This is a genomic window from Aldersonia kunmingensis (genome assembly GCF_001646865.1).
Classification (GTDB): domain Bacteria; phylum Actinomycetota; class Actinomycetes; order Mycobacteriales; family Mycobacteriaceae; genus Aldersonia; species Aldersonia kunmingensis.
Genome location: NZ_LRRB01000108.1, coordinates 1 through 16,002 on the forward strand (window position 1 = coordinate 1; position 16,002 = coordinate 16,002).

A 16,002-nucleotide genomic window follows, 5' to 3' on the forward strand; every position below is an offset into this window, starting at 1 on the left:
TTGTTTTCTCCGATCAAATACGGGTCGCGGGTGAGCATCTCGGCCACGAACGCTGCTGCCTGCTTGGGTGCGGTTTTGCGGGCGACCAGTTGGGTGCGCAGCCAGTCGCGGCGCACATCTTGCGCGGCCGCGCCGAGCTTGTTGCACGCAATTACCTGGCGGCGTTCGGCCTTCTCCGCCTCCCGGCGCTGCGCTTCGGCGAGTTCGGCCTCGGCGACAGCCGGCTGGTCGCCCTCGACGGTGGCGTCGGCGGGTGCAGGGTGGCGGACGGCGGCGGCGAGCTTGGTGAGCCGCACACGAGCCGCGTCGAAATCGTCTGCGCGGATGTAGTAGTCGGCGACCCACTGCTCGCGCACCTCGACAGTGTTGAAGTGGCGCAACCCGGCAGCGGGTTCGGTGTCGGGGTTGTCCTCGGTGTCCCAATCCATGGTGTCGGGGTCGACGTCGGCTCCGGTGTCGCGGTCGAGGATCTGGCATTCGTCGGCGCGGGTGACCCATACCGGCCATAGGGATGGGTTCGTGGCTGTACAGGTTTCGGTGACCTCGCTGCCGTCGAGGGTTTCGAGTTCTTCGACGGCGTACCAGTCGCAGTCGTGTCGCCAGGTTTCGGGCTGGGTGTCGAGGATTGGGTGGCCGTGTTCGACCCACGGTGCGGCGGCGTCGGCACGGGCGCGTGCTTCGGTGCGTTCGTTGCTGATCGCCTGGGCGATGTGCCGGAATTGGTACGGGCTGGCGTTGAGCAGGCGCGCCACGGCGTCGGTGTCGCCTTCGGCTTCGAACGCGCCGATGATCGCGGCTTGTTCTAGGTCGAGTTGCCCGGCGTCGAGGGCGGTGCGGGCGCTCGCGCTGTTCCCGGCCTTGGCGGCGAATTTGATGGTGTCGCGGTCGATTTGGGTAGCCTTGCTGATCTTGGTGACCGACGCCCCCGAGGTCGAGCATGGTCGCGACGGCGGCGGCACGCTGCCCGGTGGTGATGTCTTCGCGCTGGTCGTTGGCGACGAGTTGGCGCGCGATCCGCTCGATCTGTTGCGCCTTGCCGGTCCCGGTGGGGACACGGATGAGTACGGGAACGGTGGCGAGGCCGACTTCGCGGGCGGCGAGGACGCGGCGTTGCCCGTCCTCAACCGTGATGGCGCCGTCGGTGGCGCGGGTGGCGGTGACCGGGAGGATGACGCCGTGCTCGCCGATGCTGGCGACGAATTCTGGGGCGGGGGTGAGGTCGACTTCGTCGCGCACGTTGTCGGCAAGGGTCAGGGTGTGTGGGTCGACCTCGACGTACTCCGAATCGATCGCGCCGGTGTCGTTGGTGTCGTTCATGGTGCTTCTCTCCTGAGCTGGGTTCGGGCTTCGAATCTCCGGGGTTGTGCCGCGTGTTGTGTTTTTTGGCAGCTGGTTCCGGGTCGTTTGGTGGTGCGCGTGCCCGGGTGCCGTGGGTGGTCACCAGGTGTGGGCGTTGTCGGTGAGCAGGGTGGCGGCGATGCGGCGCAGTGCGGCGGCGACGCATGTCATGCGGGCGGCGCATACGAGTTCGTGGCGGCGTACCTGGGCGTTGATGGTGCGGGCGCGGCGCGGATTGGCGAACAGTTTCGCGACCTTGTCTGCGGCGTCGGCTTCGTGGCGGATCCGGGCGTGCAAGTCGGTGAGGTCGCTGGCGGTTCGCAGTGCGACGTCGAGAGCGTGGGTGACGTATTCGTGGATTACGGGGTTGTCGATGTGGGTTGGGCGTAGATGCCAGGTGATGGTGTTCATGGGAGCGCTCCGGGGCGTGGGTTGCGGCTCGGCGGTTCCGCCGGGGCAGGCCCGCGGCCTGCCCTTAACGCCTGGCCAGGGCGCCCGGAGGCTCGCGGGTCAGAGGGTGGCCGCAGGCCATCGCGCAGCGACGCGTCAGCGCCCTTGACGCGGGAGAAGGCGCCCGCAAAATCGCCGGGCCGCAACGCCTTTCGATAGCGGCGGCCGCAGGACGCTCCGAATGGGGGAGCGGGAGCGACCCGCCCGTCGGCGTAGCACGTGCCGGCGTGGATACAGAACCGCAACCACGTCGGACGCGGTAGCTGAGGGGTGATGTGTGTGGGCTATTTGGTGTTGCAGTACCGGTCGTGGAGGTGTTCAAGGGCGATGCGCGCGCCGTCGTGGTCGGGGGTGCCACTGGTGGTTCCTCCGGTGACGACCTCGGCGTGGAACTGCCGGTCGAGCTCGAGGATGTAGCGGGGTTTGAGGGGGAGCTGGTCGGCGGCGACGTTCGATACGGCGGCGATGGCAGCGGTGTGGAGGTCATGGAGCGCGTCGGCGCGGGTGGCGGCGGTGGTCTCGTAAAAGTCGAGGATGTCGCCGTTGTAGGTGTCGATTCGGAGGGACCAAGTGGTTGTCATGGTTCGTGTCCTTTCGTAGCGAGTAGGGAGGTGTCTTGCAGTGTCGCGGTACTCCGCCATTGGTCGGACGCGATGACCTGCACGGATGTAACGAGTTGTGGATGGTGCCGGGGCTGTGGATGAGCCCCGGCACCTTCTGGCTCAGCGGCGGGGGATGACAGTCTTGCCGCGATGGGTGAGCAGTCCGGCGTGGGGACGCCAGCTCACGCGGGTCGGGTCGGCCCGGTACTGCGGGCCATCGGGCCACGCCATCACGGCGAGGGCGTGCGCGCGGGCCAGGATCTCGAGCGCGCTGTCGAGCGCTGTCTTGTCGAGGATGCGAAAGACGACGGTGCCGAGTTCGAGGTCGACGTAGCTGATCGTGCGGCGCAGCCTCTGATGATGCATCTGCTGCGGGATGATCGTGGCGCGTGGTGTTTTGGCCCAGGTCACTGCGACGATTGTGGCGGCCTCGGTGGGGTCCGGTTCGCGGAGGGGCAGGGTCGCGAGGTTGACGCTGCCGGTCATGCTGCGTCGCGCGTCGGCGAAGTAGCCGAGCAGGTGCTGAACCTGCTCAGCGCCGGTGAAGGTCATGTGGAGCTTCCCCCACCGCAGCACGACCCGGGCGCCGTCGGTGCCAGCGTTGTGGGTGTCCAGGTTGGCGTACTGCCCTCCGGAGAGGACGTACACGATCCGGGTGACGATTCCAGTCAGGTCGGATGGAATATTCTGGGGCATAGTCTTTTTCGACATGGGAGGTTCCCATCTATGTGGCGAATGATTCGCGCACTGGGACCATGTCGGGGTGGCGGGTCAACCCCGAAGAGCGCAGGGCCGTCGAAAACGACTTTCACCGGTGACCGTACAGCCGGACACGACGATTCGAGCTAGGTGAAAGTTGTTGGAGCGCGCGGGCGACGAAGGAGAACACGCGACAGCGCCTGGAGCGTGGGTTGACGGGTCGGGCCCACGGCATGGTGTCATCGGGCGACTCTGACGACTACCAATCCTGACCATGATGCTCACGACGCCGAAGGCGGCGCAGCACTTTTCGCCGCCCAACACCGGGACCAGTCCTGCACGCCAGCCGTCCAGGATCGGAGAGATGTGCTCAATAGTTCCGACGGCAACATATCGATCGCACGCGGCGCCTCACCGCATAAGCACTTTCCACACGATCGCCTTTGCACCGAGACTCTCGGCGCCCTTCGACACATGCAGCCGACCGACGGCGGCCGTCAGTCGCTGTCGGACGGGCAATCAGACATCCTTTTGCCGCCACAGCCGCGTTGGGACTTTTCGGTAGCACAAGGGTTGGCCTTTGTGGTGGCCCGACGCCAGTTCAGAATGTCGGACCGGTAGTCGGCAAGGTTGATTCACAAAGCGCGGCGATGACCTCGGCTCGACAAGCCAATTCCTCGGCGCCGCTGAGAGTGAAGACGCGAACGCACCCCCACGGTCAATCTCAAGCTCCGATAGACATCGCCCGCCCTGACACCCCAGCGATTGCGCTGAAGTTGCGCCGACGGAGCAGGCGGGTACTGGGAATCCGTTCGAACGGTCCGTCGAGCAGAAAAGTTCATCTTCAGCGAGGCCGTGGAAGGGCAGGGAGTCGCATGCTCACCGAGCACTGGGGGTCCTACCAGTAGTTCGTTGGAGAGAACGCTTACCCGTCCTAACGAATCGCCGGTCGCGCAACAACATGGCGCATCAGCTGGGCAAACACTCATCGATTGGCGGCGCCGGTATGTATCTGCGTATGAATCACGGCCTACAGATACGCAATTTGTTGTGCTCCGGGTCAATTTGTGGCAGTGTTAGCGATCGTCGTCACATCATTGGCAACACGTGAGCGCCAGCACAAGCGTCGGCGCGCGAGCCAGTTTTACGCCGCGAAGGAGGTGTACGTTCTATGGCGGTCACGGATGTTTTTCGTCGCGATAGTGGTCGGCCTGCTGTCAACTGGCGCCGAATTCTGCGCGCGAGTATGCCGCCTGGAAATGGCCGTGCGAGCCGAACGTTATCGCCGGGACGTGGATCTCACATCAGTCAGGGATACCGACGGTCACTGTGCGTCCTACTTTCCGTCCGCGGTCCGGTGCATCCGTCTGGTGCGACCGCCCCATTTGCCGCGCGTATTTCCGGCAAGCATCTTGCTCATCGTGAGCGTTGGTCACCAATCACGTCGAGACCGTTGCCGTGCTTCCGATTGCGTCAAGGGAACTGTCAAACGCGCCCTCCGATGAGATCCAGTACGAAAGTTTGAAGGAGAGTCCGGTGTCAATGCATGTCCAGTTTCTGTTGCTGGGTTTGGGCGGAGGTGCGGTTTTCGCGGCGCTCGCGATGGCATTAGTGGTGGTGTATCGCAGTTCTGGCGTGATCAACTTTGCGACGGGATCGATGGCACTATTCGGTGCCTACGTGTACGCGTTCATGCGGAAGGGCGAACTGCTCATTCTCGTTCCTGGTTTTCCGAAAACGGTTGATGTCGGCGGGGATCCAGGGTTCTTCGTAGCAGCTGTCGTGGCGGTCATGTTTTCTGGGGTGTTAGGGCTGGTTCTGTATGTCGTAGTTTTCCGGCCCTTGCGGACGGCACCTCCGTTGGCACGAGCGGTCGCATCAATCGGTTTGATGGTGCTGTTTGTTGCACTCGCTGGACTTCGAGTGGGATCTGCCGCGATCGGTGTGGATCCGATTTTCCCGACCGATGTCTGGGAATTTGCTGGTGTGCGACTGCCTCAAGACCGCGTCTATTTCGCGGTGACGGTAGTGCTTATTGCCGCGCTGCTAGCGTGCTTGTTCCGTTTCACGCGTTTCGGTTTGGCGACGCGTGCCACCGCGGAAAGCGAAGAGGGAGCGTTAGTTAGCGGCCTGTCACCGGACCGAATCGCGGCTTACAACTGGACGATCGGCAGCGCCGTCGCCGGCTTAGCGGGCGTGTTGATTTCACCCCTCGTTCCGCTCACGCCAGCGGCGTACACGTTGTTCATCGTTCCGGCGCTGGCTGCGGCCATCATCGGAAGGTTCGCGTCGGTTATTGGTGCAGTCGCGGCCGGCTTGGGTATCGGGATGTTGCAGGCGGAAGCGACATTCCTATCCCGCGAATTCGACTGGTTGCCCTCCACGGGGTTGGTGGAGTTGGTGCCGCTGATCGTGATCCTTTTGGTCCTCGTGGTGCAAGCCCGGCCATTGCCATCGAGGGGGGCGATCTTATCCGCCGATCTCGGTAGTGCCCCGTATCCCCGACGTGTGCTCCTGACGACGGTCGTGGCGGTTGTAATGGCTGTGGCCGCGTTGACAGTCTTGAGCGGGGACTGGCGAACGGGTCTAATTACGAGTCTCATTCTGGGCGTGATCGGCTTGTCGCAGGTGGTGGTTACCGGCTATGCGGGACAAGTTTCGCTGGCTCAGTTAGCAATTGCCGGTGCGGCCGCGTTCGCGGTCGGTCCGATTACCGAAGACTGGGGTGTGCCGTTCCCGATCGCTCCGGTGGTGGCGGCCTCGATCGCTACTGTGCTTGGCGTCATTGTCGGAATCCCGGCGCTTCGTATACGAGGACTGACCGTTGCAGTGGTCACACTGGCATTTGCCTATGCAATCGAGGCGTTGGTCTTCCGCAATGCCGACATCGTCGGCTCCGGCGGTATCGACGTCCCGAGTCCCACGATTTTTGGTTACGACCTCGGCATCGGGACCGGAGCCGAATACCCTCGCCTGAGCTTTGGGTTGTTATGCCTAGCCGTACTGACTTTGGTTGCGTTGAGTGTCGCGGCGTTGCGACGCAGTCGTCTCGGCACCCGGATGCTCGCTGTGAGAGCTAATGAGCGATCTGCGGCAGCCTCGGGTATCGACGTTGTTCGGACCAAGCTGATCGCGTTCGCAATCGGTGCGTTCATTGCGGGCCTTGGCGGATGCCTGATGGCCTATCAACAGACCAACGTGTCGTTCCAGCCGTTCATGGCACTCACGGGTGTGACGTTGTTCGCCACCGTGTATTTGGCCGGGATCACCTCGATTTCCGGTGGCTTGGTGAGTGGCCTGCTCGCCGGTGGTGGGTTGCTCATTGTCCTCCTAGACCGCGTCCTCGATTCTGGACAGTGGTATCAGGTGATTGTCGGTATCGGCCTCATTCTGACTGTCTTGCTGAACCCAGAGGGCATAGTTGCGCCGGCGCACCGTGCCGCGCGACGCTTCCGAAAGCCGCCGGTTCGGAGTCGGGTCGGTTCTATTGTTGCGGAACCGGTTTCGCCTGCAGATCGCAATGTCGTGGAATTCGGTGAGCCGGTCCTGTCGCTGAAAGGGGTCTCGGTCCGGTACGGGGGAGTTGCTGCAGTAGACGATGTGAGCTTTGAGGTGCCGCGCGGTGCAATCGTTGGACTCATCGGTCCGAACGGGGCGGGAAAGACCACTTTGATCGACGCGATCAGTGGATTCTCTCCTGCCGCCGGAGACATTAGCTTGGACGGAACGCAACTCGACGGCAAGTCGCCTTACCGACGAATCCGAGCTGGCTTGGGGCGAACCTTCCAGGCGATCGAGCTGTACGAAGACTTGAGCGTCCGCGAAAACGTGTTGGTTGGATTGCCGCAACGCGGCGGTCGGCGGGGGACCAATGAGGTTGACGCGGTACTCGAGTTGCTAGGGCTCGGCGAGGTTCACGCCGTCGCGGCAGGCGAGCTCTCGCAGGGTCAGCGACAGCTCGTATCGATTGCACGTGCCATAGCGGGTAGCCCGACCGTCTTGTTGCTCGATGAACCGGCCGGCGGTCTCGATCCAACCGAAAGTCTGTGGCTAGCAGAGCGTTTGCGAGCGATTCGCGACAGCGGCGTGACAATCCTGATGGTCGAGCACGACATGAGCCTCGTCCTGAGCGTCTGCGATCGCATCCAGGTCCTGAATTTCGGGCGCACATTGGCGAGCGGCACTCCTGCCGAAATCCGCAGCAATCGTCAGGTAGCCGAGGCGTATCTCGGAAGCACCCATGCAGTAGTGAGGCAGTGAAATGAGTCTGCAAGTACGCCATCTCGTCGCGGGGCACGGCAAGGTCGCCATAGTCCGTGGCATTGATCTCGATGCACCGAGCGGTTCGGTCGTAGCTCTATTAGGGCCCAACGGTGCAGGGAAGACAACGCTGATGATGACTCTGGCCGGACTTTTGCCTTCTCAGGGTGGAACAGTCAGCGTGGGCGGCCAACGGTTGGCCGACGGTAACGCGGAAAAGGCCAACCGCGCCGGACTGGTGCTGGTTCCCGACAATCGAGCGCTGTTCGGTTCACTCACCGTCGCCGACAACCTCGCCATTGCGCGACGACGGGGGGGTATGTCGGACAAGGACATTCGCGAGCTTTTCCCCTCGCTGCAGCCACGGTGGAAGGTGGCGGCAGGTTCGCTGTCAGGCGGGGAGCAGCAAATGCTCGCGGTCGCCCGCGCGCTGGTGCAAAAGCCGAAAGTCCTGCTCATCGATGAAATGAGCATGGGATTAGCGCCGGTCATCGTGGAGAAGCTGTTGCCGGTTGTTCGGCACATAGCCGACACCACCGGAGCGACTGTCATTTTGGTGGAACAGCACGTCCAACTCGCACTGGAGGTCGCGGACCAGGCAATCGTGTTGGTTCACGGCGAGGTGACGTTGCGCGGCGGTGCTGACGAGATCAGATCTGATCCAGCTCGGCTCGAGGCCGCTTACCTCGGAGGTGACGTCGCAGCGACCACTTCGTGACAGATACCCAATGCAGTTCTCAGCGTGCACCTTGGGACACCCGCACATATCTAACCAGGAGATGAAAATGAACATTTCGACGCACAACCGGTGGACCATTCTGCCGTGCGCCCTTCTTGCGGCGATGCTGGTCGCCACCGGCTGTAGCAGCGATGATAAGTCAAGCGAGAGTACCGAGTCGGATTCATCCGTACTGGGGCCAGAAAACAATGCGACTGGGGAACCGATCAAGATCGCGTATGCGTCTGCGGGCGCGACCGCCGGTGCTGGTTTCGACGATTTGCCGGCTGCAAAAGCCACCGTTTCATACATCAATAACCATCTCGGCGGGGTCAATGGGCGCCCGATCGAACTGAGCGTGGTGTGTGAAACCGAACTGCAGGTGAGTCTGGCGCGAGACTGCGCGAATAGGGCGGTCGCGTCCGATGCGGTGGCAATCGTAAGCGGGGCGGAAGCCAACCCGGATGCCTTCGTTGATGTCACGTCGCCCGCTGGAATGCCATTTCTGAGCGCGACTCCGGGACCGAAGACGTTGACTTCTCCGAATACCTACCTACCGCTCAATGCGCTGGCCACGATCGCAGGTACACCGGCCTACTTCGCGAAACAGGAGGGCTTAAAGAAAGTTGCCGTATTGACAGTTGACATCCCAACCGCGACTGAGCCGATCAAACAACTCGGAGCGCTGGCCTACGGTAACGCCGGCGCCGCTATGGATCTCGTTGCCGTCCCGCCCGGTACCGCCGACATGACGCCGCAGGTTCAGACTGCGCTGGACAACGATCCCGACATGTTCCAGATCGTCGGCGACACCTCGTTTTGCACCAATGTCATGAAGGCCATTCAAACCCTCAACGTCGAGCAACCGATTGTCGCAATCGATGCCTGTGTCAACACCTCTCTTGCATCGCAGATTCCAGGCGGTTACCGCAATGTGAAGGTGTCTGCTATTTCCGCCGGGGACGATGAGTCAAAGGTCTTCGATGCGCTCGTCGACAAGTATGCGGACTATCCCGAAGGTGCCAGAATCGGTGAGGGCGCCTATATCGCCATTGTCTCGCTGGCTCGCGCGTTGTCTGGCCTCGAAGGCGAGCTGAACCGCAGCACTGTGAATGCCCGGCTCGCCGCGATGCCCGAGCCAGCACCGCTCCCACTGGCTAGTTCCGCCACCTTCCAATGCGGAACGAAGCCGATTGTCGTCGCGCCCAATATCTGTTCGAGCGAAGGGCTTCTAGGCACTGTCGACGAAGATGGCACCGTTCGCGACGTGAAACCGGTCAACGTCGCTCCGCTTTTCGCGATGCCAGGCGCCTAATCTGCTCAGACGATGCCCCGACTCGAGGTTCGAGCGGGGCTTTCGTCTTTTCGGAACGGAGCATTGACATCGTGTTGACGAAGGCGGCTGTGGCAGAGCTGTTGACCGCCTGTGGCTGGATTGGGTGGTTGTTCTGGTCCTCGATCGAGCTAGCCGAAGGACTGGGCCAACAGCTTGGCGTCCCGTCGCAGAGTGAAACTAACGACCGGCGTAACTCCAGATAGTCGGTCAGGCGGCGCGCAACTCGGTCATGACACCCCGACGTCCGTCACGGCCACGCCCGTGCGCAAAACCTTCCTCTGCTTCGCAGCCGATTCGCATGCACGACTCCCAACCCGGCGTGCATTGAGACCTCGGCGACCACTTGGAAGTGACTCCCGCACTGGCCATTCCCTGGTTTGGTGCCCGACGCCGAAGGTAGACGCAGCGGATTGAGATATCCGGTCGTTGGTCGTGCCGCACTTTAGCCACGACCGCCTCGCCGGCCGCGAACGGCAGCGGAGGACGAGCGCAGCGCTCACCCTTGCCGTCGCTCGCGATTTTCCTCGCTGCCAATCAATCGTCCACGCCCATGTTTGCGACCTCCCCTGGCACGAACCACACCGCGGCAACAAACCCGGCTTTGCGAAGTCGCGCCTGATTCACCCGACCGCCCTCAGCGGGGCCATCACCTCAGCTGGCTTCAGCGCTTTGGGCAACCCCGGATCGCGACCCGCGACTTTCGGCGCGGCATTGTCGGGCGACGCCCGGATCAACACGTCGACGTGCTCGTACCGCACCAATTCCCGCATCGCACTGGCGCCTGCGTGGCTTGGGGTGCCTGAACAGGTGTCGGTGTCCGAATGTAACTGGCGACATCGCCCGCGTCGCTGGCATTCAACTCCGCCAGCTGCCATCAGCAATGCAGTTCGGCGAAGGCTCGACGTGGCCGACATAACCGCGGACCTACGCAGCAGCCATTAACCCGCTCGCCGAACAATTAGGTTCGCATTCAATCCTGCGCGGTTCGCGCCTCGATACGACATCAGCCGCCCGAGGACGGATCAGCAACGGTGCTAACGATCTCACCGATCGAGTGCGGCTATGGCCCGGAGGGCGACGGGCCACCACTTACCGCTCGATCTGCGGCGGAGCAAGATTTACGATGTGATCCGCGGATCGGCCATACACGGAGTTGGATGCGCTGTACAACCCAGCTGGCAAACCGCCGGATCGGTCATTACGCCCATCGTAACGACCCAGATAACGCCGATATAGACATCACGAAAACTGCCGCCACCAGGACGAACTACCCAGGTAGGGCAATCCTGCCATCGGAGTTATTGGTTCGGCACTACTGCCAGTACGTACCGGGCATAGTTTGCGCCGATCGCGGCCAACCGCAGGGCATGAGGGTCGCTGTTGACCGGGGCTGACTCCGGAAGCCCGCGGGCGACCAGGTCGCGAAAGAACGGCAACTACACGGCGCCGTTATCTCAGAGACGGACTCTCGAAGGGAATGGCATCCGCTCAAATCACAGTGCGCGAAGAATGTCCTGTACGCGGTCCTTGGCATCACCGAACAACATCGCGGAGTTCTCGCGAAAGAAGAGTGGATTCTGGACGCCGGCGTAGCCGGAGGCCATCGAGCGTTTGAAGACGATTACGTTCTCCGCGTTCCACACAGTCAGGACGGGCATACCCGCGATGGGCGAGCTGGGATCTTCGGTGGCGGCGGGGTTGACCGTGTCGTTGGCGCCGATGACCAGAACGACTCCGGTGTCGTCGAAGTCGTCGTTGATCTCGTCCATCTCGAGCACGATGTCGTAGGGCACTTTGGCTTCGGCAAGTAGAACGTTCATGTGGCCCGGCAGCCGCCCCGCCACAGGGTGGATGCCGAAGCGAACCTGAATTCCTTTGTCACGCAGCTTTCGGGTGAGCTCGGCTACGCCGTACTGCGCCTGGGCGACGGCCATGCCGTAACCGGGCGTGATAATCACCGACCGCGTATTTTGGAGCAGTTCAGCGACGCCGTCCGCGGTGATTTTGCGATGGTCGCCATAGTCCCTGTCCTCGGCGGGACTACCTTCGACGCCGAAGCCACCGGCGATCACGGATATGAACGAACGGTTCATTGCCTGGCACATGATGTAGGACAGGTAGGCACCCGAGGAGCCGACGAGGGCGCCGGTGACGATCAGTAGGTCGTTGCCGAGCAAGAACCCAGACGCGGCCGCCGCCCAGCCGGAGTACGAGTTGAGCATCGACACCACGACAGGCATGTCACCGCCGCCAATAGACGCGACGAGATGCCAGCCCAGGCCCAGCGCCAGCGCCGTCAACGCCGCCAGCACGACAACGTTGGGGTCACGGACGTAGACGACGGTCAGGATCGCGAAAACCACCAGCGATACTGCGTTGATCACGTTCTTGCCCGGCAGCATAAGGGGGTTCGAGGTGATGCGCGCAGAGAGCTTGAGGTATGCCACGATCGACCCAGTGAAAGTCACCGCACCGATGAAGATGCCGACGGCAACCTCGGCGGAATGGATGCGGTCCAGTGACTCCAGACCGTAGGTGCTGTGGTCTAAATAGCCGTTCCAGCCCACCAGGACTGCCGCTAGACCGACGAACGAGTGCAGTAGTGCGATGAGCTCGGGCATACCAGTCATCTCGACGACTTTGGCGCGCCACAAACCGATCGCGGCACCGACGAGTATCGAGACGAGAAGCAGGACGAGCACCATAGCCTCATCGGCACCCTTTACGACCAACCAGGCCGTGGAGACCAGCGCGAGCGCCATCCCGGCGATGCCGAACTTGAGTCCATTTCGTGACGTCTCGTGCCTGGAGAGGCCGGCTAGCGCCAGGATGAATAGCAGACCGGCGAGAATGTTCGCGGCGTTCGCGACGGAGAGAGCGGACACGTCAGTTTCCTTTGTTGAACATAGCGAGCATGCGACGCGTGACCGCGAAGCCGCCGAAAATATTGACGCTGGCGAGCAGGACCGCGATGGCAGACACAATGGTCACAGTCGTCTCGGTGGACCCGATCTGCATAAGCGCGCCAATTACGATGATCCCGGAGATCGCGTTGGTCACCGACATCAGCGGCGTGTGCAGCGCGTGCGCCACATGCCCGATCACGTAGTAGCCGATGACGATTGACAGCATCAGCGTCGCGAAGTGGCCGGGAATGGGCGCAGGCGCGGTGGCCAGAACGACGAAGAACGCAGCGAGGCCACCGATGATCGAACCCCATCTGACCGCCGGGGCGGTGGTCTTCTTCTCCGTGCTCGGCGTGGCGGTCTTCGTGGCAGCGACGATCGGAGCGGCGGAAACATTCACCGGCGGTGGTGGCCAGGTGAGTTCGCCCTGATGCACGACGGTGATGGAGCGCTGTACGACCTCGTCCAAGTCGAGAACGAGCTGACCGTCCTTTTCAGGGGTCATCAGCTTGATCAGGTTGACCAGGTTGGTGGCGTAGAGCTGCGATGCTTGCGCAGGCAGGCGACTGGCTAGATTGGTATAGCCGATTATCTTCACGCCGTTCGAGGTCACAATTGTCTCGTCCTTGACGGTGCCCTCGACGTTTCCGCCGTTCTGCGCGGCCATGTCGACGATGACCGAACCGGGGTTCATCGACGCGACCATCTCGGCGGTAATGATGCACGGCGCCGGCCGTCCGGGAATGAGCGCGGTGGTGATGATGATATCGACGTCGCGCGCCTGGTCGGCGTACAGCTTGGCCTCGAGCGCCTTATAGTCGTCGCCCATTTCCTTGGCGTAGCCCGTCGCCGAGATCTCCACGTCGGCGGTGACGATCGGGAGGTAGTCCCCGCCCAGTGACCGCACCTGGTCAGCCACCTCGGGACGTGGGTCAGTGGCCCGAACAATGGCGCCTAGGGAGCCGGCAGCACCGATCGCGGCCAAACCGGCTACCCCGGCCCCGACGACGAGCACCTTTGCCGGAGGCACCTTGCCCGCGGCCGTCACTTGGCCGGTGAAGAAGCGGCCGAACTCATGGGCGGCCTCGATGACCGCGCGGTAGCCTGCGATATTCGCCATCGACGACAGCACATCCAATGACTGTGCCCGCGAGATGCGCGGCACGGCATCCATCGCCAAAGCCGTAATGGGACGTCGCGCTAGATCCTCGACCAGATCCGGTCGCAACGCCGGCGAAAGGATCGCTATGACCGTCGCGCCGCGCTTCACGTGGTCGAGTTGCGCGCGCGTGAGGGGGTTCACGCTCAGAACGATGTCTGCGTCCCCGATCGAGCCGACGGTTGCGCCTGCATCCGCGAACGCGTCGTCGGCAAAACTGGCGGCAGCACCCGCGTGGGGTTCGACCACTACGTCGTACCCCAGCTTCAGCAGCGCGGCCACCGTGGTGGGGGTCGCTGCGACCCGTGTCTCCCGAAGTGGGGCTTCATTAACGACACCGATGATCATGGATCTTCTCTCTGCGAAAGGTGCAAACTCGTCGCCGGCGACGAACCACCGGCCAGGTTTGGCGAGCCTGCACCAGGAGGTTCTGCCCCAGCCGGCTTTCCGTCGTCGACGTAGCCTTGACGTCGCGGGTGGCAATACTCGCAGTGATTATACCTGTATTGCACGCAAATGACTGTTCAGCGGCGCCTCGACGTGCATATTACATGGTAAAAGCGCCTTAAGGCTGTGTGACGTTGACCCCGCGCGAAGGGCTATGAGATGGGGTGGAAAGACCGGCATGGAAGGGTGGTCGTGCCCACGGGGATGTTGAACGGGAGGAAGCCGTCCGACCTCGCGGTTGTTGGACACCCGCGTCGGCCTGCTGGATACGGCCGGGGAGAAACTGCCGCTCGTACTGTCGGATTACTGCTCGAAGCACCGCAAACCTACTGAGCCGGCGCAGACTAGCGGTCGCCAGCTGCCACCTGCTCGACGCAACACCAGTCGGGTGGCGCTGACCGCGCCGAAAATTTGGCCAAGCGTTACCAATCCCTCAGACGCAGGGTTCGGTTCTTGCTGAGCGTGCCGATGGGAGTGTTTCCGACGGCCGGCCGAATGCGGCGTTGACTTTTCGAAGCCGGTTTCACACCGGTTAATATGATGACAGGCCTTGGTGCCGGTGCGAATAACTTTGCTTCGTGTTGCATTCAAGGGTTAAAACTCTTCTGCTGTCGACCGCCAGTCGCGGAAACGGGAGCCGGTGTGGCCGTCCGCTGGACCGCCGCCCTCGTGGTTGAAGCGCGATGAGCATCGGGGTCACATGACCGGTTTCGTCGGCAGATGGTGCTGGCGAAGACGCGAGCGGTGCCTTGCCTCGACCAACTCGCCCGCAGCTTGCGGTTTTTGCCGCCAAGTAACAGTCACACGCCAAATGGGGTGTGATGTACCGTCATTGACGGTCCTGGCGGGCTCGGAAACTGCTCGGTGTCTCGCCATACCAGCGGCGGAACGCCTTCGAAAGACCTGCAGCGTCGTGATAGCCGAGTTTGTCGGCGACCGCTTCGACAGTGAGCGCAGAGTCGGCGAGCAATGTCGCAGCCTGAGATCTACGTATCTCGTTGATGAGGTTGCGGTACGACGTGCCTTCCGAAGTCAATCGTCGGCGCAGTGTTCGGACATCTATATGGAGGGCGTGGGCGAGGTCCTCCATAGTCGGCGGGCTGTCCGGTGTAGCCACGATCCGGGCCCGAATGCGTTCGGACAACCCCCGGCCGCCGCGGCGGCGTTGGATCTGTGACTCGAGGGCGCACAACAGATCGCGGAAGGTTTCCGGATCGGCCTGAGCGGTAGGAGAATCGAGCACGCGTCGATCGATGTGGAGCATCGTCCGCTCGCCGCGCTTGATATGAAATCCGGGCAACGCGGCGCGTAGGTGATTGATCGCTACGTCGCCGAGGGCTGCCTGGATCTGCACCCCATTAGTCCGGCCCGTGACTAGCGGCCAGGCGCGGCAGAAGGTCGTCAGGTCTCGCTCGACGATCAGATGCCGAATGTCAGCCGGGATGTGGGCGTCATGGAGCAGCACCTGCTCATGCGAGTTGTTCTCGATGTAGATGGGTTCGACGAGGGCGAAAGTCATTCCCTTCATGTCGATGCCGAGCCGCACCGCTTCACGCACCGATGACGCAGACATGAGGGCCAGACCGAGTGTTCCCAGGCACGAGAACGATAAGTGGCGTGCGGACGCGACACCAAGTCCGGGCACCTGCCCCAACAGAGTCACCAGGTTTCGAGCTGCCTGCAATTCGTCGCAACCATCGACCTCGAATCCAGGAAGCTGGAGATCGCCCGGCGTTAGCGCTGTCGCAGCCAGGACGGCTGATTCGCTCAGACCGTGTTGCAGCCCTACTGTCACGAGCCCGCGGGTTGTAGCCGAACCGCGTGGGAAGTTGCACCACAGGTCAGTGCGGGACCTGCGCCGTTCGATCTGATCCAGACGTGTTGCCCTCAGCATTGTCGGGACGGTCATCGAATCGTGCCGCCCTCTGTGTGTGCACCTCGGCATGAATTGCGCGTGCACCGCGCGTCGCTGGATGCCGATAAGGATCGCGACAGGAGGAAACTGTGGTCCACGCAACCAAGGATACGCTATATGCGTTGTAGTGGAGCGATTATTCAGCGCAAAGTGGAAGTCTGCTCGATTGAGC

At 62.4% G+C, this 16,002-nt stretch carries 8 protein-coding genes and 3 pseudogenes; 3 read left to right on the top strand and 8 right to left on the bottom strand.

Annotated elements, in window-relative coordinates; genetic code table 11:
* The 4 genes and pseudogenes from A8G08_RS27050 to A8G08_RS08005 form a co-directional block, all read right to left on the bottom strand.
* A pseudogene (locus A8G08_RS27050) lies at positions 1-959 on the bottom strand (ParB/RepB/Spo0J family partition protein); the annotation flags it as partial.
* Positions 960-1,104: 145 nt separating this feature from the next.
* Positions 1,105-1,317, bottom strand: a pseudogene (locus A8G08_RS28425) (ParB/RepB/Spo0J family partition protein); the annotation flags it as partial.
* Between the two features lie 755 nt (positions 1,318-2,072).
* Positions 2,073-2,369, bottom strand: coding sequence for a hypothetical protein (locus tag A8G08_RS08000; RefSeq protein ID WP_068272470.1), 297 nt, complete (start codon positions 2,367-2,369; stop codon positions 2,073-2,075).
* 141 nt (positions 2,370-2,510) lie between these two features.
* Entirely contained in the window at positions 2,511-3,101 is a 591-nt protein-coding gene (locus A8G08_RS08005; protein ID WP_157108461.1) for a hypothetical protein, read from the bottom strand.
* Between the two features lie 1,530 nt (positions 3,102-4,631).
* Here A8G08_RS08005 and A8G08_RS08010 point away from each other — a divergent pair.
* The 3 genes from A8G08_RS08010 to A8G08_RS08020 all read left to right on the top strand — a co-directional run bounded on the left by A8G08_RS08010 (position 4,632) and on the right by A8G08_RS08020 (position 9,382).
* Positions 4,632-7,349 (top strand): branched-chain amino acid ABC transporter permease/ATP-binding protein, encoded by a 2,718-nt coding sequence (locus A8G08_RS08010; protein WP_245672724.1) that lies wholly within the window; start codon positions 4,632-4,634, stop codon positions 7,347-7,349.
* 1 nt (position 7,350) lies between these two features.
* Positions 7,351-8,067: an ABC transporter ATP-binding protein gene (locus A8G08_RS08015; RefSeq protein ID WP_068272472.1), complete on the top strand. Its 717-nt coding sequence runs from the start codon at positions 7,351-7,353 to the stop codon at positions 8,065-8,067.
* A gap of 67 nt (positions 8,068-8,134) precedes the next feature.
* Positions 8,135-9,382, top strand: coding sequence for an ABC transporter substrate-binding protein (locus A8G08_RS08020; RefSeq protein ID WP_169823282.1), 1,248 nt, complete (start codon positions 8,135-8,137; stop codon positions 9,380-9,382).
* 1,336 nt (positions 9,383-10,718) lie between these two features.
* Here the strand turns inward: A8G08_RS08020 and A8G08_RS27970 are convergent.
* From A8G08_RS27970 to A8G08_RS08035, 4 genes and pseudogenes are all read right to left on the bottom strand, one after another.
* Positions 10,719-10,839 (bottom strand): annotated as a pseudogene (locus tag A8G08_RS27970) (hypothetical protein); the annotation flags it as partial.
* A gap of 57 nt (positions 10,840-10,896) precedes the next feature.
* On the bottom strand, positions 10,897-12,288 hold the full coding sequence (pntB, locus tag A8G08_RS08025; RefSeq protein WP_068272478.1) for a Re/Si-specific NAD(P)(+) transhydrogenase subunit beta: 1,392 nt from the start codon (positions 12,286-12,288) through the stop codon (positions 10,897-10,899).
* A gap of 1 nt (position 12,289) precedes the next feature.
* Complete coding sequence (locus A8G08_RS08030; protein WP_068272481.1) at positions 12,290-13,816, bottom strand: Re/Si-specific NAD(P)(+) transhydrogenase subunit alpha; 1,527 nt, start codon at positions 13,814-13,816, stop codon at positions 12,290-12,292.
* A gap of 928 nt (positions 13,817-14,744) precedes the next feature.
* Positions 14,745-15,860: a helix-turn-helix domain-containing protein gene (locus tag A8G08_RS08035; protein ID WP_157108462.1), complete on the bottom strand. Its 1,116-nt coding sequence runs from the start codon at positions 15,858-15,860 to the stop codon at positions 14,745-14,747.
* Between the last annotated feature and the right edge of the window lie 142 nt (positions 15,861-16,002).